The sequence below is a fragment of the Mitsuokella sp. oral taxon 131 str. W9106 genome (assembly GCF_000469545.1).
Classification (GTDB): Bacteria; Bacillota; Negativicutes; order Selenomonadales; family Selenomonadaceae; genus AWVT01.
Window position 1 is genome coordinate 193,519 of record NZ_KI273057.1, and the last position, 17,649, is coordinate 211,167.

A 17,649-nucleotide genomic window follows, 5' to 3' on the forward strand; every position below is an offset into this window, starting at 1 on the left:
ATTGGTTCTTTATCGAGTCAGAGCAGCTGCACAACGATTCGCCGAATACAGGACTTCCTCTTCGTCGATCATCTTAAGTTCACGTTTCTCCATCAAAATTTTTCCATTGACGAGAACGGTATCAACAGAAGACGAATGCGCGGAGTAAACCAAAAGCGAAACGAGATTGTGTCGCGGATACCATGCTGCTGTGTCCATCGAAAAGAGTGTAATATCTGCTTTATAGCCGACCTGAAGCTTTCCAACTCCTGCAAGTCCTAATGCCGTTGCGCCATACTCTGTTCCCATTCTAAGTGCTTCTTCTGCAGGTACAGCTAGCGGATCAAGCGTGCCAACTTTATGCAGCATCGCTGCTAAATTAACTTCTTCCAACATATCGAGATTGTTATTTGACGACGTACCATCTGTTCCCAGTGCAACACAGACATTTTCCTCAAGAAGCTTAGGGACTGGTGCGATGCCGCTTGCCAGCTTCATATTACTGCCTGGATTGTGTGCAACGCGGATATCATGCCGCTTGATAATAGAAATGTCGGACTCATCTAAATGCACGCAGTGCGCCGCAAGCGTCTTGCCGCCATCAAAAAGCCCTGTCTCCTCAACCCATGCAAACGGACGCTTCCCGTAATCTTTGAGCGAACCTTCGATCTCTGCTTGCGTTTCATGCATGTGAATGTGAATTGCTGCACCAAGCTGCTGGGCTTCTTTTGCGACCTTTTCGAGGAAAGCAGGCGGACACGTATACGGTGCATGCGGACCAAACATGACCGTGATACGCCCATCAGCTGCATTATGATAGTCCTTATATAATTGGACGTTTTCCGCAAGTTTTTCTTCTCCATTTGGAGCAACACCAATGATGCCACGCGAGAGTACGCCACGAAGTCCCGTTTCTTCTACAACCTGTGCTACTTTCTCCATATTCGGTCCGTACATATCAGCAAATGTTGTTGTTCCGGACTGTATCATTTCGAGTGCAGCAAGCATTGCGCCCCAATAAATGTCCATCCCATTCATTTTTGCTTCGACAGGCCAAATCTTTTGATTAAGCCAATCCATGAGTTCCATATCATCAGCGTAACTACGGAGCAACGTCATGGAAGCATGTGTATGCGCATTTATAAAGCCTGGAATAGCAAAATGATTCTTTCCATCAATTATATGGTCCGGTGCAAACGTATCCGAAATAGAGCCAATCGAAGTAATTTTATCGTCCTTGATGCAAATGTTTGTTTGTGGTGTTGTGCCATCCGGCAAAAAAGCATAAACGTTTTTTATTAAGATTTTCATTGGATCATCCTCATGCCAGATGTAGATATGCTTTCTGCTCTTCCGTCAGTGCATCGATAGAGATCCCCAAAGAAGCGAGCTTGATGTTCGCGAGCTTCACGTTGATTTCATCCGGCATAAGATGAACGGTATTCTTCATTTCCTTTCCATGGTGCAGAAGATGAAGCGCGGAGAAGAATTGCACGCCGAATGAAAGGTCCATGATCTCGGCCGGATGCCCATCACCGGAAGCGAGATTAACAAGGCGGCCTTCTGCGAGAAGATAGAGCTTGCGTCCGTCCTCTTGTACAAATTCTTCGATATTATTGCGAACGGTACGACGCGAAACGGAAAGCGAATCAAGCTCAGGAATATTGATCTCTACATCAAAATGACCAGCATTTGCCATCATGGCGCCGTCTTTCATGGACGCAAAATGATTTTTGCGAATAACGTCTTTGTCGCCCGTCAAAGTCAGGAAAATGTCACCGATCTTTGCTGCTTCATCCATAGGCATAACGCGGAAGCCATCAAAGACAGCCTCAATTGCCTTAATTGGATCAACTTCTGTGATGATGACATTCGCGCCGAGACCGCGTGCACGCATTGCACCGCCCTTGCCACACCAGCCATATCCTGCGATGACGACATTCTTGCCTGCGATGACAAGGTTCGTCGTGCGCATGATTCCATCCCACGTCGACTGTCCTGTACCATAACGATTATCAAAAAGGAATTTGCAGTACGCATCGTTCGCTGCAATCATGGGGAATGCTAGCTTTCCTTTATCAGCAAGCGCATGAAGACGATGCACTCCAGTTGTCGTCTCTTCCGAGCCGCCAAGGATTCCGTTTAACAATTCGCGTCGCGTTGTATGGAGGATGTGTACGAGATCCCCGCCATCATCAATGACAAGATCCGGTTTTATGTCGAGTGCCTTATTGATCATGGTCTCATATTCTGTCTCTGAGCAGCCATGCCATGCAAAGACGTGGAGTCCGTCCTCCACAAGCGCTGCTGCCACATCATCCTGTGTAGACAGCGGATTGCTTCCCGTGATGGCAATCTCTGCCCCTGCATCCTTGAAAATCTTTGCCATATAGGCCGTTTTTGCCTCAAGGTGAAGCGTGATGACCATCTTTTTGCCAGCAAATGGCTTGGATACCGAAAACTCATCGTTGATCGCTTTCATGACTGGCATAAAATTCGTTACCCAGTTGATTTTGTCATGTCCTGATGGTGCTAGCTTAATGTCACGAATCATAGATTCCATTTTGTATAGCCCCCTATTTCCTTAAAACTAATGTTCCAATTCCAATTTTACCATAAAGACGGGCACGCGTCACCATTTGATTTAAGAATCAAGTGACCGCTCTAATGTCATGTAATCAGTTAAATCCGTCATTAATGGCGTAACGGAAATATACCCTGCTTTCACAGCGTAAATGTCAGTTGGTTCACTCTTATCTGTATCAAAAATTTCCCCTGCTACAGAATAAAAGATACGGCCATCTTCTCGTTCTTCTCGCTGAAATGCATTAAGATAATCGCGTTTTCCTTGTCGACCAAAAACAAACATCGGTTTTTCCGTGCAAAAAGCTTTTGGAAAATTGACGTTATAGAAGAGCTTGTTTTCCGCATGTTGGATTATGGTCTCAACATAATCGGCGAATACACAAGCCACTTCATCGTACGATAGTTCGCTTTCAATGTCAAGCGATACCGCAAATGAAGAAATATCGTGCAACATTCCTTCCATCGCTGCTCCTACCGTTCCAGAATAAAGAATATCCGTTGCAAGGTTCGCTCCATGATTGATCCCCGATATAACAACATTCGGTTTTTCTTCAGCAAGTGCTTCCAAATAGAGTTTGACACAGTCCGTTGGCGTGCCGTTTACGCTCCACGCCTCAATCCCATATTGCTTTTCGAGCTCCAAATCACGCTCCACTTCCATAGAACGTCTTACCGTCAATGCATGTGCCATTCCACTTTGTTGTACCATCGGAGCAGATACGACGACATGATGATTCGGCGCAAACGCATGGATCAAGGCTTCCAATCCTTCTGCTTTTATTCCATCGTCATTTGAAAGTAAGATTCGCAAGAAAAAGGCTCCTTTCTCAATGCATATCTATGCAAAAACGTAAAAAAACTCCCTTGATAGCAAAGGAGTCGCATAGCCAATGGTGACCCACCACGGAATCGAACCGTGAACCTACTGATTAAGAGTCAGTTGCTCTGCCAGTTGAGCTAGTGAGTCATCCATGTTCTTTTAGGATCTAATCACAACGATTAACGAGTACGATTATATCGAGTATGAAAGAATCTGTCAACCCTTAAGCTCGTTTTGCTCCTCGTCATTGCAAGGTTTCCAATATTGACTTTAATTCTTCTGCATGGGATAATACGAACTAGAAAAAAATTCGTATGTATCCAAATTATTTAGGAGGTCTTTTTATGAAAAAGCCACTTTTCAGAGGTGCGGGGATCGCAATTATAACTCCGTTTACGGAAAACGGGATCAACTTCGATGAACTCGGTCGAATTATCGATGATCAGATCAAAGAGGGAACAGATGCTATCATAATCACGGGAACGACTGGTGAATCGGCAACAATGAGCGACGAAGAGCATCGTGCGGCAATTCAATACGCTGTTGAAAGAACGGCGCATCGCATACCAGTCATCGCAGGAACGGGCTCAAATGAGACGCATTATGCAATTGCACTTTCGCAATATGCTGAATCCGTTGGTGTAGATGGGCTACTTGTCGTGACCCCCTATTATAATAAATGCACGCAAAAAGGTCTCATTGCGCATTACAAGGCGATTGCGGAAAGTGTCCATAGTCCTATTTTCCTATATGATGTTCCCTCACGTACCGGCGTCGGAATTCAGATTGATACCTATGTGGAACTTGCTAAAGTCCCGAATATCGTTGCCGTAAAGGAAGCCAATGGCGATCTCTCAAAGATCTTACGTCTGCGTGCTGCTTGCGGAGATGATTTGATGGTTTATTCCGGTAATGATGACCAAATCGTTCCAATTCTTTCACTCGGTGGACAAGGCGTAATATCTGTACTTTCTAATGTCGCACCAAAGGTAACCCATGATATGTGTCAATTCTATTTTGATGGAAATGTCAAAGAAGCAACGCGGCTGCAAATCGAATACGCCGACCTTATCGACGCATTGTTCTGTGAAGTAAACCCCATCCCCGTTAAGGTTGCCATGCGCAAGATGGGATATAATGTCGGTCCGCTGCGTATGCCACTATCCGAAATGGAGCCTAGACATGAATTGCGGCTTGAAAACGCATTGAAAAATCATGGTTTGATATAACACGAAAAAGAGTCCTTCTTGTTGTAGACTGTTCCCAAATTAGTTAGACGAAAAGAAATAAATGATTCATTTTGCACGGTCTTGCTCCGTATTTCATATAGAGCAAGGCCGCCTTTTAAGTTGACTCGTTCATAATGGAAGAGGCATGCATATTCATTCACTGCGATATTTGGTCACTGTAGAACATGATATTTTGGATGACTTCTTGGCATAGCAAAACCTCCTGTTGTAGTTGTCTCCATTCTACACCAGGAGGCTCTTTCATTCACTGTCTATATTGAAATCACTACACAGCCACTGCCTCGAAGGGATTTTTATAACGGATCCAGGAAATCCTTTAGTTTGCGGCTCCGACTTGGATGCCGCAACTTGCGAAGTGCCTTTGCTTCAATCTGACGGATTCGTTCGCGCGTCACACCAAAGTTCTGACCGACTTCTTCCAGTGTGCGTGCACGCCCATCATCGAGCCCAAAACGTAACCGAAGAACTTTTTCTTCTCGAGGAGTCAATGTATCCAAGACTTCTTCCAACTGTTCTTTCAACAACATGAAGGAAGCTGCGTCCGCCGGAGCTGGTGCATCCTGATCTTCAATGAAATCCCCTAGATGCGAGTCTTCTTCTTCACCAATTGGCGTCTCAAGAGAAACGGGCTCCTGTGCAATCTTCATGATCTCCCGCACGCGCTCGACACTGATTTCCATTTCTTTTGCAATTTCTTCTGGAAGAGGCTCGCGCCCAAGCTGCTGTAAAAGTTGGCGCGATACGCGAATCAGTTTGTTGATCGTCTCGACCATGTGGACTGGAATACGAATCGTACGGGCTTGATCCGCAATTGCGCGTGTAATCGCTTGGCGAATCCACCATGTCGCATAGGTACTAAACTTATATCCTTTGTTGTAGTCAAATTTTTCGACCGCCTTAATCAGGCCTAAGTTTCCCTCTTGAATCAAATCCAAGAAGAGCATCCCTCGGCCAACGTATCGTTTCGCAATGCTTACAACAAGACGTAGATTTGCCTCTGCAAGACGCCGCTGAGCTTCCTCTTCCCCATTTTCCATACGTTTTGCAAGTGCAACCTCTTCCTCTGCCGTCAATAAAGGGACGCGACCGATTTCTTTCAGATACATGCGAACGGGGTCGTCAATACTGATGCCTTCCGGAACCGAAAGATCAATCTCAACTTCCTCTTCGGATTGCGACGAATCCATTTCGTCATCATCTTGTGTATTCGAATTCGAATCATCGACAATCTCGATTCCGCGTTTGCTGAATAGATCATAGAGCATGTCGATTTCATCCGGCGTAAGATCTTGTGCTTGCAACGCCTCTACGAGTTCGCCATACGTTAGCGTGCCACCATTTTTTTTTCCTGCTGAAAGAAGTCTCGTGACGAGCTCAGCGCTTCGGCTCACATCCGAAGCGCTCTTTTCTTTGTTCTCGGCCATCTAACTTCCCTCCCTTATGCTTGCCTTTGCCATATAGCGTAATCATAGCTGCAATGTATCAATTTCATGTTTTATTCTCTTGACCTCGCTTAATTCTTCTCGATAAGCAGGGTTGCCTACTCGAAGATATTCCTCTGCCTTTCGGCTGTGTTCGATATACAGCATCTGAAGGTACGATTTGCAAAGTACTTGCAGTGCATCCGTATAGGCACTTTCATGATTTTGCTCATCAAACTCTTCGACCATCGCTCTAGAAAGTTCTGACGTTGCCGCCTCACTGAGCGTATCGTCCATATTATCCAAAAACAATTCCTTTCCCTTATGATTCTGCAAAAAGTGAAAAATCTCCTGCTGCGTTGTATCGGTAATTGCAGATAAAGGAACGACTGCTTGCACATGATCTAGGATGGATGGATCCCGTACTGCCATCTGCAGGATTGTACGTCCGGCCTGCTGCACCGCGTTATCTTGTGCACGAGGCACCTTTGGCAATGATACAGTTTTATTCAAATTCCCATGCGTATACCGTCGCAATTCATCGTGTACAATGCCTTCGTCCAACATGAGGCTTCGCGCTATTTTTTTTTCATATTCGTTGCGCATAGCAGTTTCACGAATGCCTGTTAAAACAGGCAACATTTGATGAAGCGCCTGAACTTTTCCGTCGAGTGTATCATAATCCGTATGTGCAAGAACATATCGCAAACGGTATTCCACGAGCGGCAACGCTTTGGAAACAAGCGCTCTAAATGCACCTGCGCCATGCTTTCGAATGTATTCATCGGGATCTTTTCCATCTGGTACGACGATTACTCTTACACGTGCTCCCGTAACACAAACAATCGACAGCGCGCGTATTGTGGCGCTTTGTCCAGCTTCGTCACTATCGTAACAAAAACAGATTTCAGATGCGTACCGCAGAAGCTTCTTGCAATGCTCTACGGTAAAGGCAGTTCCAAGCGTAGCGACGACATTCTCAATCCCTGCGCCAAAAACGGAAATTGCATCCATATAGCCTTCCACAACAATGGCGTAGCCTGCTTGTTGAATAGCCCTATGCGATCGATTTAGGCCGAAAAGAAGCTTCCGTTTGTTGAAGAGAATCGTTTCAGGTGAATTGAGATACTTAGGTGTGGCATCATCGATCACTCGACCTCCAAAACCGACGATACGATCTCTTTCATCTGCGATAGGGATCATCACCCTTCCACGAAAACGGTCATATAAGCTTCCTTCCATTTTTCGTTCTGCCGATAGCCCGGACGCAAGAAGAAGCTCCTTTTTCACGCCGCGTTTTTGGAACGCCATCGATAGCTTATCCCACGATGCCGGCGCAAAGCCAAGATGAAACTCTTCTATTGTCTTGTCCGATATGCCACGCGCTTTAAAATACGCCATCCCCGGTGTACCAAGCTGCGTCATGGTTAGACAATTGTAGAAAAAATCGCGTGCCATCTCATTTACTTTTCGAAGATCTGCCCTTTCCTGTTCATGTGCAATTTCCGCTGGAGTTTGTTCTCGTCGCGGCAATTCGATCCCTAGTTTCTCGGCTTGCATTTTAATCGCTTCGAAATAAGATACGTTCTCGATGAGCGAAATAAACTTAAACGCATTCCCTCCCGCATGACAACCAAAGCAGTAAAAAAATCCTTTTTCTGGAACGACAGAAAACGATGGCGTATTCTCCTGATGAAAAGGACAGCATCCCCAATAACGATTTCCCTTACGCTTCAGCGGTACATATCCCTGTACGAGCTGCAAAAGATCCGTTCGCTCACTGACCTGTTTGACAAATTCGTTTAATCGTTCATTGCGCATAGCTTCCACAATGCCGCTCCTCTGTGCTCTAGCATTTATATTCCTCGAAAAGCCATAATATCCTTTTCGCGTTTCCCGGTCTTCTTCTAGGTAGTTTTCCTCATGATTTTTATCTTGCCATACTCCAGACGGGCGGCATGAAGATATCCGAAAAAAGTTTCACTGCATAGCTATCCGTCAGACCAGCTACATAATCGGTTACAGTCTGTTCTTTGCCCCAACGTGCTTCTCTACCGATAAATTCTTGCGGCAACTCATCAAAATGAGCAATAAAATAATGATGGAGCTCACAAAGTACAAAAACAGCTTGTCGTCTTTCATGAGAAAGTGCGTCTGAATGATAGATGTGTTGAAACATAAACTGCCGAAATTCGTCCATAATGGCTTTCACATTATGCGAAAGCACAATATCCGTTTTTCTTTCTGAAGAGCAAATGATATCCGACACCATGCTTGTGATCATATGCGAAGTGTCTGTTCCAAAATTTTGATATACGGCTTTTGGCAAATCGCCTTTCTGCAAAAGCCCAGCACGCAAACTATCATCGTAATCGTGGCAAAGGTAAGCGATGCGATCCGCAATGCGAACAATTCGTCCTTCCAATGTTTTAGGCAAATGTGCTCCCGTATGGTTTAAAATACCATCCTTTACTTCAAATGTGAGATTTAATCCCGATCCGCTTCGTTCTAAAAATTCTACAACACGAAGACTTTGTTCATTGTGAGCAAAATGCCCGGTCAATTCTGCCATAGCAGACTCCCCAGCATGACCAAACGGGGTATGTCCCACATCATGCCCCAATGCAATCGCTTCGACAAGATCCTCATTTAAGCGCAATGCCCTTGCGATCGTTCGCGAAATCTGCGCTACTTCCAAACTATGAGTCATACGCGTCCGATAATGATCGCCTGATGTGATATATACTTGGGTCTTATGCTTCAGGCGCCGAAATGATTTTGAATGCAAGATTCGATCACGATCACGTTGGAATTTCGTGCGGAACAGACATTCATCCATAGGTTCTTTGCGTCTTGCTTCTCGGCTCTTTGCTGCATAATCTGAAAGATTATCATACTCCGCTTTCTCAATTCGCTCTCTCACATTCATATCCGTCCCTCACTTTCATACAAACTTATTTGCTTCTATAATATATACGCGACGTGTAGTGGTTTTCCTGCTCCAAACCGGTACAAGAGAGAGCCTCTTTTAGCAATCTTCGCCTTCTTTGAAGCGTTTCATCATCTCATTTGTCAGGCTCCAATCATCTGTTTGGAGCCGGATTTCATTTGGTCTCGCCCAAAATGCTTGTCTCAGCTCGCTCGTATCCAAATCAATCGAATCACATCCATCCAAATCGCAGTAAAATCCGGCTAAAATATCAGCGGCACTTCCCCACGGCTGTGACTTGTAATATCGGATATTCTGAACCTTTAAGCCAACTTCCTCCATGACTTCACGTTGCACGGTTTGCTCCAGTGTCTCCCCAATTTCTGTAAAACCTGCAACAAGTGCGTAATTATCTCTGCCACGTTGATCCGCATAGCGCGTCACCAACAGCCTATCCCGATTGACAACGCCAACAATGACGGCTGGATTGATACGAGGATATATTAAATGCCCACAGTGCGGACATCGAATGGCACGTTCTTTTCCATCGAGTTCTGTCGGATTCCCACAAACACCACAAAATCGATTTACACGATACCAATCGGATAGATGCACTGCCGTGTAGAGTGCGAAGAAACTAGGAAGAGCTGCATCTCTTGTGCGCCGGACATCCCGAATCGTTTCAAACGCGAAACCATTCGGGATGAATGCCAACGCATCCGTTGGCAATAAGAAAAAAGCTCGTTTCCCGATTGCAAATAAGTAAATACAATGTTGTGGTTCATTCAGTTCCGAAAAAGATGGAAAAAGTTTTCCATCACCTTTCCGAATCAATACACTCTTATTTTTGAAGTAAAAAACGACACTGTCTTCAACGGGAAGAATGTCCGGCTGAAATACATTATCTAATTTTCTAGGCTCAATATCTTGAATCATGACAATCCTCACTTTTCCGTATGGCATCCCTTAATTACGAAATGGGTTGCAGTCTCCCATCCCAAAACACTTTATGGTATACTCTTCTTAAGTAAGTCGTAAGGGAGGCGGGACGATGAATATTTGCGAAGAAATGGAAAAACGACGTACACGTCTTTTAGGAACCTGCACGATTTCGGCATTTGACGGAATGGTCATTGTTCCCCATATCGAACTGTTTCGCCGGGTTCTAGCCATCGGCGATATCCATGGAAATTTAGAACGCCTTCTTTCTCTTTTTCACCGTATGGACTATTGTGTCGAAGATGATCTGCTTGTATTTCTCGGCGATTATATTGATCGCGGTGAGTATAGTGCTGAATGCCTGCAATACGTTATGAAACTTACTGAAAAAAGTTCACATGTCATTGCGCTGACAGGAAATCACGAAGCCATGATGTTAAACTACTTTGAGAATCATAGCATTCGAGACCCAATGGATGAGACCCATGGCTGGCTTCATAGTGGAGGAATCCAAACGTTTGAAAGCCTATCCCGTGTTTATTGGCAGGATAGCGCCCTCTACCATGCGCTTCTATCTTTTGTACTTTCGCTTAATCATATTGCAGCAGTAGGAACGGAGTACATTTTTACGCATGCCGGTTTTTATCCCAAGGTGCCCTATGCGAAACAATTTGATGCCATGCTATGGCTCCGAGAGGAATTCTATCATAACTATGATGGGGAAAAAACCGTCGTGGTCGGACATACGCCCGTTCAATTTTTTCACAAAGAGCAAACGAGACCTATCCGTCTCCAAAATAAAATCATCGATTGCGATACGGGCTCCTTTCTTCCACATGGATATATTAGCTGCGTGGATGTCAAAAGCATGAAATGTTGGCAGAGCGCAGACTAGATAAAGTACTCGATCGTGTTTTGTGCTGTCTTCTTTGTATTCTCGTTGAATAACAGAACCGCTTCACGGTCTTCCATACATCCTAATGCATAAGGCGTGGTTTCTTCACGATTCAAACACGCGATTGGAACAGATCGATTGTATGCATTCGGATGAGCAAGCGTTACTTCTATGTCCGTAGCAGAAAACTCAGATGTACCTTCTGGCAGAAACCATGGATCGAACATACGGATATACGTTTCGGAGAGTCCCGTCAGAAGAACATAATGTTCTACACCGTAAAAGAGGCGAACGACAGCGACACCGCCGCGCACCAATGCATCATTTATCAAACTTTCATCACCGATACGAACCGCTTTGCCAGAAAGATATTGACTCGAAAGCGGAAACCTTGTTGCACGCCCAAAACCATCGAGCCAGTTGGATAGGAACATCATGGCCATGCGGCTCGTTCCAGCTCGGCATGGTTCCCCGTTCTTGCTATAACAATCCAAGCTGTAGAGCTGGATATTCCGTACGATTTCGGGCGGAATCTCTTCTCTCTCGAACAAAAAGCTCATGGCATTGAGCATGGCCGTTGGTCCGCAATCATACTTGGACAATTGGTAATGCAATGGATTTTTCATCGTATCGCTCATTTCTAATTTCAGAGAATTTGATATAAGAGAAACATGATACCAAGCAATGAAATGATGATTGCTTTACCATTCGTAGCCTATCCCATCCAAGATGCGATGCAGTGACTTTTCGACGGAATCCGTATGGTAACGACCGAGTATGCGAATATCGGCACGTGCTTTTTCCATTGTAATGGGACAGCCAACATGGCAGAGCATCTGACGATCATTTTCGTTATCTCCGAACGCGATTACTTCATCTGCTGAAATGCCGAGACAGATGAGGTTTTCTTTGATCGCAGTCCACTTATTCACGCCTTTTGGCATGATATCCAGCCACTCATTACCTCCGGTTTGTACGGTACACCTATCACCGAAGCGCTTTTTCCATGGACTTGTATCGGATAATCCGCCTTTTTCATAAAAAGAAATTTTCATATAGGGTTCGGGAATGTCAAGTAGGCTCGGAACAAGGGTTACATTATTTCCTACAACATCGTGTAAGAGCGCAGCAAAATTTGAAGATGTCGGTTGGATATAACACGTTTCTGTCCCCGAAACCATGACCTCCAGCCCGCCTGTTCTCTGCATAGCACGAATAATCTCACGTCCAAGATCTGCCTGCATACATGCCTGCGAAATCTTTCTGCCTTTAAAAAAGCTTAGGCAGCCGTTTTCGCAAATATAACCAATCTCGTCAGCCACAGGTGCAAAAAGACGGCGCAAGCTGGCATACTGTCGCCCGCTCGCCGCATAAAATATGATATCATGCCCTTGCAGACGACGTATGAGTGAAAAGACTTCTTGGGTTAACGCCTGTGCTCCATCCAACAAAAGTGTTCCATCCAAATCGCTCGCAATCATCGCAATTTTACGTTTCATACTGCCTCCTAATGGACTTCCGTTTATCATAAAACCATTACACCGTAATGTATTTTGCTGTACTTACCACCGACAATTTTGGTAAACCCGAGTCGTGCGAATTCCTCGCTTCGGCTGTTTTCTTTGAACACGACGCGATATCTTGCTACGCGACATGCTTCTTGGACTATCTCAGGCGTTAATGCAGCAGGATTGGCCAATTCACGTAGTGGCGTCAAGCTCAGGCTTGCTGTAAGTGGATACCGAAACATCGGATCAAAATAAACGACATCAAATGCATTATTATTTTGTGTCTGCAAGAATACAGATGCTTCGATACAGTGTGTTTCAATGCGCCGCATCGCTTCTTGCATGGGCCAATTCTCTGCTTTGAAATGGGACAGCCCATAGCCAACGACCGTTTCAATCAAGGGTTCTGACTCGAGTCCGACAACGCGACCTTCTTGTTCAACCGCAAAGCTCGATACGATTGCATCCGCACCGAATCCAAGCGTGCAATCCAGTACGGACATGCCGCGATGCAACTGCATCGCTTCGACCATGTGATCCCCTGTTCCAGCACTGCCAAAACGTAAATTTTTCAAGCGCAAATGCGCCATGTTCGGATGAAAGAAAAACGTATCCTTTGGTGCTGCCAATGTCAAGAGACCGTGTTTTGCAACGAGCAAATACCATGCCCCAGTTGATTCACGAAGCTCTTCTTCCGATCGTGCGCGGCGCTCGACATAAGAAATTCCAGCATGCTCCGCTGCCCAACAGGCAAGTGTTTCTGCTTCACGTGTCCACTTTCGTCCCGTCGTCGCAATAGCTCGCTTTTCTTTTGTCATACTCAAAAACCAGTCCGCTTAAACATCTTTGCCAATTCATCTGTACTGAACTTCAATATTGTCGGTCTGCCATGTGGACAGGTGTACGGGAAAGTCGTATGGGAAAGTTCTTCTAAAATAATCTGCATTTGACGCATGCTCAATTCCTCTCCTGCTTTGATGGCTGCACGACAGGCCGTCGTCGCAAGACAGGCTTGCCGTATCTCTTTTGCACTCGTCTCGTGCATATCGTGAAGCGACGCAAGGATTTCACGAATGATATCCTCTGCTTCATCGCTTGGAATGTCGGCCGGAACTTCCATTAGACGATACTCTTCATTTCCGCTTGCCTCCATTTGAAAGCCAAGACGTTCGAATATATCCTTATTGGCAGCAATTAGCTGCGCGTCCCGTGAATCAAAGTGAAGGACGAGGTGGACGAGAAGTTGCTGCGATGGAATCCTGTCTGCCATTGCTGAGAGCTTATCAAAAAGAATTCGTTCATGCGCTGCATGTTGATCGATAATGTAGAGCCCTTTTGCATCCTGTGCAATAATATAGGTAAGGTCAACTTGTCCGATGGGAACAATATTTCCTTCCGATGCAAGGAGGATTGTTGATTCGCACGATTCTTCCATCGGACCTGTTGCAACGGAATATATGGGCGGATTGGATTCACGTATGGTCTGTCCGTGTCGGATCTCCTCCTGCGTCTCCATAAAGTGCATCGCAGGAACCGCATTTGCATGAACGGCTTCATAGATAGTTTGCGGCGGTCTTGCATGGTACAAACTCTCACGATGCGCAACGCCCTGATCATTGTTTGGACTGCTTGCCGGCATAAATCGCATGGGTTCGGTTGTAACGTGACTCATCGGTTTTTCCACAGCAGATGCGATAGCATGAAGATCGGGCCGAATGGAGCGAATGGCATCAAGAACGGCTTTGTAAACTGCCTTGAAAATACGGCTTTCATCTTCAAACTTTAGTTCATTTTTTTGCGGATGAACATTGACGTCAATCGTATGCTGCGGGACCTTTACCAGCAGTACAGCAAGGGGGAATCCACTCTTCGGGATTAAGGAACGATACGCATTATCAATAGCTTTGGATATTGCCCGATTCTGTATGATACGACCATTGACAATCAGAGTCTGCCATGCACGGCTGCTTTTTAGCATGGATGGCTTCGTAATAAAGCCGGAAATAGAAATGGATTCTCCCTCCAAATACAATGGAAGAACAGACTCTGCAGTCTGTTTTCCATAGATGGCGCGAATCGTATCCAGCAAGCTTCCATTTCCCGGTGTTACGATAGCAGTCTTATTGTTGTTGATAAAACGAAATTCGATATTGGGACGCGCGAGTGCCAGCTTCACGATAAAATCGTTGATTTTCGATCCTTCTGTATGCGTTGTCTTTAGGAATTTCTTACGAGCAGGCGTATTAAAGAATAGATCTTCCACCGTAATCGTCGTTCCCAGTGCACACCCCGCTTCGGTAATTTCCGGTTTATTTCCTCCACGAATGTCGATGCGCGTTCCTAGATCTGCCTTCGGCTCACGTGTCAGAAGTGAGAACCGTGACACCGAAGCGATTGTCGGCAATGCTTCGCCGCGAAATCCGAGCGTGCCGATCATGCTTAAATCATGGGCATCACGAATTTTGCTCGTCGCGTGCCGTAAAATAGCGAGCTGAGCATCTTCTGCACTCATCCCCTTTCCATTGTCTGTAACGCGCATAAAGCTCGTTCCACCGGCCATAATTTCGATTTCAATGCGTGATGCACCTGCATCCATCGCATTTTCGATAAGCTCTTTAATCGCAGAAGCGGGTCGTTCAACGACTTCACCTGCTGCAATTTTATTGATGGTATTATTGTCCAGGACGTGTATTTTACTCATCCTTTTCCCGCCTCCTGTCGTGCCTGCTCTTGTAGACGGTATAGTTCGTTTAATGCCTCAATAGGCGTCATCGACATGACATCAAGCTCCGATAAGCGAGCATTTATCGTCGACTGAAAGAGCGATCCTATCGACATTGCATCAAATCGTCCCCTGTTATCCTTCGCGCTCACTTTTTCGTTATGTCCAGCAGGAAGGGAATCCGCTTCCAGTTGTGTTAAGATCTCCTGTGCACGTTTTGTGACAGAAGCCGGAAGCCCAGCGAGACGTGCGACGTGGATACCATAAGATTTATCCGCTGCTCCAGCCACGATGCGTCGAAGAAATGCGACTTTCGTCCCACGCTCTTTGACTGCAACACAAAAATTTTTTATTTTATCGTCTTCTAGATCGGTTAATTCGTGATAATGCGTAGCGAAAAGCGTTTTTGCATGAATGTGCGTTTCTATGTATTCGATAACGGAACGTGCAATACTCATTCCATCAAAAGTGCTCGTTCCCCTGCCAATCTCATCTAAGATAACGAGACTATTCTTTGTCGCATGCCTTAGAATCTGCGCTACTTCATTCATCTCGACCATAAACGTGCTCTGCCCGCTGATGAGATCATCGCTTGCACCAATCCGCGTAAAGATACGATCAAGCGGTGAAATACTTGCTTCTCGTGCCGGGACGAAACTGCCTGCCTGCGCCATTAATGCTAAAATGGCAGTCTGACGCATGTAAGTCGACTTGCCAGCCATATTGGGACCCGTAATCAGCATGATTTCACAATCACGATGATTGAGCATTGTATCATTTGGAACAAATATATCCCGCGTCAGAATTCGCTCAACGAGCGGATGACGACCATCCTTAATCACAATTTCTCCGGTTGTCGTCATGCGCGGACGGACGTAGTGATAGGATGACGCAGCCTCTGAAAGGCTTGCAATCGTATCAATCGTTGCAACCGCACGCGCCGTTTCTTGTATTTGTGCAAGATGTTCCTTGATCGTATCACGTACTTCCACAAAAAGATTGTACTCAATGGAAACTATCTTTTCCTGTGCACCTAGGATCTTCGTTTCAAAGTCTTTTAATTCCTGCGTGATATAACGTTCCGCATTCGCGAGCGTCTGTTTGCGAACATAGCGATCCGGCACGAGTTCTGTACTCGTATTCCGCACTTCAATATAATAGCCGAAAACTTTGTTATAACCAATTTTTAGTGCCTTAATTCCCGTCTCTTCCCGTTCCCGCTCTTCGATCTCCTGCAACATGGACTTGCTGTCATGAGCAATACGTCGATATTCATCAAGTTCTGCATGATAACCAGACTTTATGATTCCGCCGTCTCGAAGACTGATTCCTGGAGAATCAATGATCGAACGCTCAAGCAAATTTACCAATTCATCGAATGAACCAATGGATCGCGCCGAAGCCGCAAGCATATCAGATTGCACCTTGCTCAATGCCTGCCGTATCTGTGGCAGACATTGAAGAGATACCTTCAACGCGATCAAATCACGTGCGTTTGCCGTACCAATTTCAATGCGTGTGAGGAGTCGTTCGAAATCATGCACCTTTTCAGTGCCTTCACGCACTGCATTACGTTTCGAAAAATCACGAAAAAGTTCTTCAACTGCATCAAGACGACGATTGATTTGCAGCATATCGAGCAGCGGATATTCTAACCACTTGCGCAAAAGACGAGTTCCCATCGGCGTTTTGGTGAAATCGAGCACATCTAAGAGGGTCCCCTTTTTTCCGCCGTCTCGCACGTTGCGTGTGATCTCAAGATTGCGCAATGTATTTGCGTCGATTACGAGATTCTTTGATGTATCCAAATACGTCAATCGATTTAAATGGGCTAAATCCGTTTTGACGGTGCTATGCAGATAATCCAGTAATGTCGCAACAGCTTCCTGCAGTTCTTTTCGCGTAGGACGCGAAGTCACATCAAAATGCTCAAGGATGCGATCCTCCACAGCAGAAGAAATATGGGATACTTCTGTGAGAGAGCATTTGGGCAAGTGAATGGAAAGATACTCGCGAAGTTCTCCTGCGAAAGATGGTGCCCCTACGATCAGCAACTCGGAAAGCATAAATCGATAAAGCTCATCGAAGAGAAGTTCGACACGATCCGATCCCTCGTACATCCCTGCAAAACATTCTCCTGTCGTGACATCGGCTCCTGCCAATGTAAGGACGTCGCCTTTTTCATAGATAAGCCCAATGTAATTATTCTGTGCCCCCTTTAGTGCGGATTCAGCCAAGATTGTTCCTGGGGTAATAATCTTGATGACTTCCCGTTTTGTCAGTCCCTTTGCTTTTGGATCACCAATCTGCTCGGCAATCGCAACTTTATATCCTTTTTTGACCAGTTTGTTGATATACGTTTCTGCTGCATGATACGGCACTCCGCACATCGGTGCTTCATCTTGCGATTTGCTCCTGCTGGTAAGAGTCAGACCGAGTTCCTTTGCTGCAAGCCGTGCATCGTCAAAGAACATTTCATAAAAGTCGCCTAAACGAAAAAAGAGAATCGTTCCCGGATTCGATTCCTTTACAGCCATGTACTGTTGCATCATCGGCGTTAATTCCATCTTCCGCACCTCCTATCTCGCACATCCATGCCA

The 17,649-nt window shown here is 45.5% G+C and carries 14 protein-coding genes and 1 tRNA gene; 2 read left to right on the top strand and 13 right to left on the bottom strand.

Features of this window, described 5'->3' with window-relative positions; translation table 11 throughout:
* Window positions 1-9 precede the first annotated feature (9 nt).
* From HMPREF1985_RS04170 to HMPREF1985_RS04185, 4 genes are all read right to left on the bottom strand, one after another.
* The gene (locus tag HMPREF1985_RS04170; protein WP_021771228.1) at window positions 10-1,290 is read right to left on the bottom strand and encodes an amidohydrolase; all 1,281 of its coding nucleotides are present in this window, start codon (window positions 1,288-1,290) and stop codon (window positions 10-12) included.
* A 10-nt stretch (window positions 1,291-1,300) separates the two neighbouring features.
* The gene (locus HMPREF1985_RS04175) at window positions 1,301-2,542 is read right to left on the bottom strand and encodes an adenosylhomocysteinase (protein WP_021771229.1); all 1,242 of its coding nucleotides are present in this window, start codon (window positions 2,540-2,542) and stop codon (window positions 1,301-1,303) included.
* 81 nt (window positions 2,543-2,623) lie between these two features.
* A complete protein-coding gene (gene surE, locus HMPREF1985_RS04180; RefSeq protein ID WP_040637034.1) occupies window positions 2,624-3,376 on the bottom strand; it encodes a 5'/3'-nucleotidase SurE in 753 nt (250 codons plus the stop codon).
* Between the two features lie 80 nt (window positions 3,377-3,456).
* Window positions 3,457-3,532, bottom strand: a tRNA-Lys gene (locus HMPREF1985_RS04185).
* 197 nt (window positions 3,533-3,729) lie between these two features.
* Here HMPREF1985_RS04185 and dapA point away from each other — a divergent pair.
* Window positions 3,730-4,614, top strand: coding sequence for a 4-hydroxy-tetrahydrodipicolinate synthase (gene dapA / locus HMPREF1985_RS04190; RefSeq protein ID WP_021771231.1), 885 nt, complete (start codon window positions 3,730-3,732; stop codon window positions 4,612-4,614).
* Between the two features lie 314 nt (window positions 4,615-4,928).
* On the opposite strand, the gene rpoD is transcribed toward dapA, so the two are convergent.
* The 4 genes from rpoD to nudC all read right to left on the bottom strand — a co-directional run bounded on the left by rpoD (window position 4,929) and on the right by nudC (window position 9,921).
* Window positions 4,929-6,059, bottom strand: coding sequence for an RNA polymerase sigma factor RpoD (rpoD, locus tag HMPREF1985_RS04195; RefSeq protein WP_021771232.1), 1,131 nt, complete (start codon window positions 6,057-6,059; stop codon window positions 4,929-4,931).
* Window positions 6,060-6,101: 42 nt separating this feature from the next.
* Complete coding sequence (gene dnaG / locus HMPREF1985_RS04200; RefSeq protein ID WP_040637074.1) at window positions 6,102-7,877, bottom strand: DNA primase; 1,776 nt, start codon at window positions 7,875-7,877, stop codon at window positions 6,102-6,104.
* Between the two features lie 109 nt (window positions 7,878-7,986).
* Complete coding sequence (locus HMPREF1985_RS04205) at window positions 7,987-8,985, bottom strand: deoxyguanosinetriphosphate triphosphohydrolase (protein WP_040637035.1); 999 nt, start codon at window positions 8,983-8,985, stop codon at window positions 7,987-7,989.
* A gap of 99 nt (window positions 8,986-9,084) precedes the next feature.
* Window positions 9,085-9,921 (bottom strand): NAD(+) diphosphatase, encoded by an 837-nt coding sequence (gene nudC / locus HMPREF1985_RS04210; protein ID WP_040637075.1) that lies wholly within the window; start codon window positions 9,919-9,921, stop codon window positions 9,085-9,087.
* 115 nt (window positions 9,922-10,036) lie between these two features.
* On the opposite strand from nudC, the gene HMPREF1985_RS04215 reads away from it, so the two are divergent.
* Complete coding sequence (locus HMPREF1985_RS04215; RefSeq protein ID WP_081695798.1) at window positions 10,037-10,819, top strand: metallophosphoesterase family protein; 783 nt, start codon at window positions 10,037-10,039, stop codon at window positions 10,817-10,819.
* Here HMPREF1985_RS04215 and HMPREF1985_RS04220 read toward each other — a convergent pair.
* The 5 genes from HMPREF1985_RS04220 to mutS all read right to left on the bottom strand — a co-directional run bounded on the left by HMPREF1985_RS04220 (window position 10,816) and on the right by mutS (window position 17,616).
* Entirely contained in the window at window positions 10,816-11,445 is a 630-nt protein-coding gene (locus tag HMPREF1985_RS04220; protein ID WP_040637036.1) for a hypothetical protein, read from the bottom strand. The two genes, HMPREF1985_RS04215 and HMPREF1985_RS04220, sit on opposite strands and share 4 nt — an antisense overlap.
* A 75-nt stretch (window positions 11,446-11,520) precedes the next feature.
* Window positions 11,521-12,318 (bottom strand): HAD-IIB family hydrolase, encoded by a 798-nt coding sequence (locus tag HMPREF1985_RS04225; RefSeq protein WP_021771241.1) that lies wholly within the window; start codon window positions 12,316-12,318, stop codon window positions 11,521-11,523.
* 26 nt (window positions 12,319-12,344) lie between these two features.
* Window positions 12,345-13,145 (bottom strand): class I SAM-dependent methyltransferase, encoded by an 801-nt coding sequence (locus HMPREF1985_RS04230; RefSeq protein WP_040637037.1) that lies wholly within the window; start codon window positions 13,143-13,145, stop codon window positions 12,345-12,347.
* A 2-nt stretch (window positions 13,146-13,147) separates the two neighbouring features.
* Window positions 13,148-15,028, bottom strand: coding sequence for a DNA mismatch repair endonuclease MutL (gene mutL / locus HMPREF1985_RS04235; protein ID WP_021771243.1), 1,881 nt, complete (start codon window positions 15,026-15,028; stop codon window positions 13,148-13,150).
* Window positions 15,025-17,616, bottom strand: coding sequence for a DNA mismatch repair protein MutS (gene mutS, locus HMPREF1985_RS04240; protein ID WP_021771244.1), 2,592 nt, complete (start codon window positions 17,614-17,616; stop codon window positions 15,025-15,027). The genes mutL and mutS overlap by 4 nt, the downstream gene beginning before the upstream one ends.
* Window positions 17,617-17,649: the final 33 nt, after the last annotated feature.

Excerpts from the sequence above, each read along its gene's own strand:
- HMPREF1985_RS04170 (WP_021771228.1), bottom strand. The coding sequence starts at position 1,290 with ATGAAAATCTTAATAAAAAACGTTTATGCTTTTTTGCCGGATGGCACA.
- HMPREF1985_RS04175 (WP_021771229.1), bottom strand. The coding sequence starts at position 2,542 with ATGGAATCTATGATTCGTGACATTAAGCTAGCACCATCAGGACATGAC.
- dapA (WP_021771231.1), top strand. The coding sequence starts at position 3,730 with ATGAAAAAGCCACTTTTCAGAGGTGCGGGGATCGCAATTATAACTCCG.
- rpoD (WP_021771232.1), bottom strand. The coding sequence starts at position 6,059 with ATGGCCGAGAACAAAGAAAAGAGCGCTTCGGATGTGAGCCGAAGCGCT.
- dnaG (WP_040637074.1), bottom strand. The coding sequence starts at position 7,877 with ATGCGCAATGAACGATTAAACGAATTTGTCAAACAGGTCAGTGAGCGA.
- HMPREF1985_RS04205 (WP_040637035.1), bottom strand. The coding sequence starts at position 8,985 with ATGAATGTGAGAGAGCGAATTGAGAAAGCGGAGTATGATAATCTTTCA.
- nudC (WP_040637075.1), bottom strand. The coding sequence starts at position 9,921 with ATGATTCAAGATATTGAGCCTAGAAAATTAGATAATGTATTTCAGCCG.
- HMPREF1985_RS04215 (WP_081695798.1), top strand. The coding sequence starts at position 10,037 with ATGAATATTTGCGAAGAAATGGAAAAACGACGTACACGTCTTTTAGGA.
- HMPREF1985_RS04220 (WP_040637036.1), bottom strand. The coding sequence starts at position 11,445 with ATGAAAAATCCATTGCATTACCAATTGTCCAAGTATGATTGCGGACCA.
- HMPREF1985_RS04225 (WP_021771241.1), bottom strand. The coding sequence starts at position 12,318 with ATGAAACGTAAAATTGCGATGATTGCGAGCGATTTGGATGGAACACTT.
- HMPREF1985_RS04230 (WP_040637037.1), bottom strand. The coding sequence starts at position 13,145 with ATGACAAAAGAAAAGCGAGCTATTGCGACGACGGGACGAAAGTGGACA.
- mutL (WP_021771243.1), bottom strand. The coding sequence starts at position 15,028 with ATGAGTAAAATACACGTCCTGGACAATAATACCATCAATAAAATTGCA.
- mutS (WP_021771244.1), bottom strand. The coding sequence starts at position 17,616 with ATGGAATTAACGCCGATGATGCAACAGTACATGGCTGTAAAGGAATCG.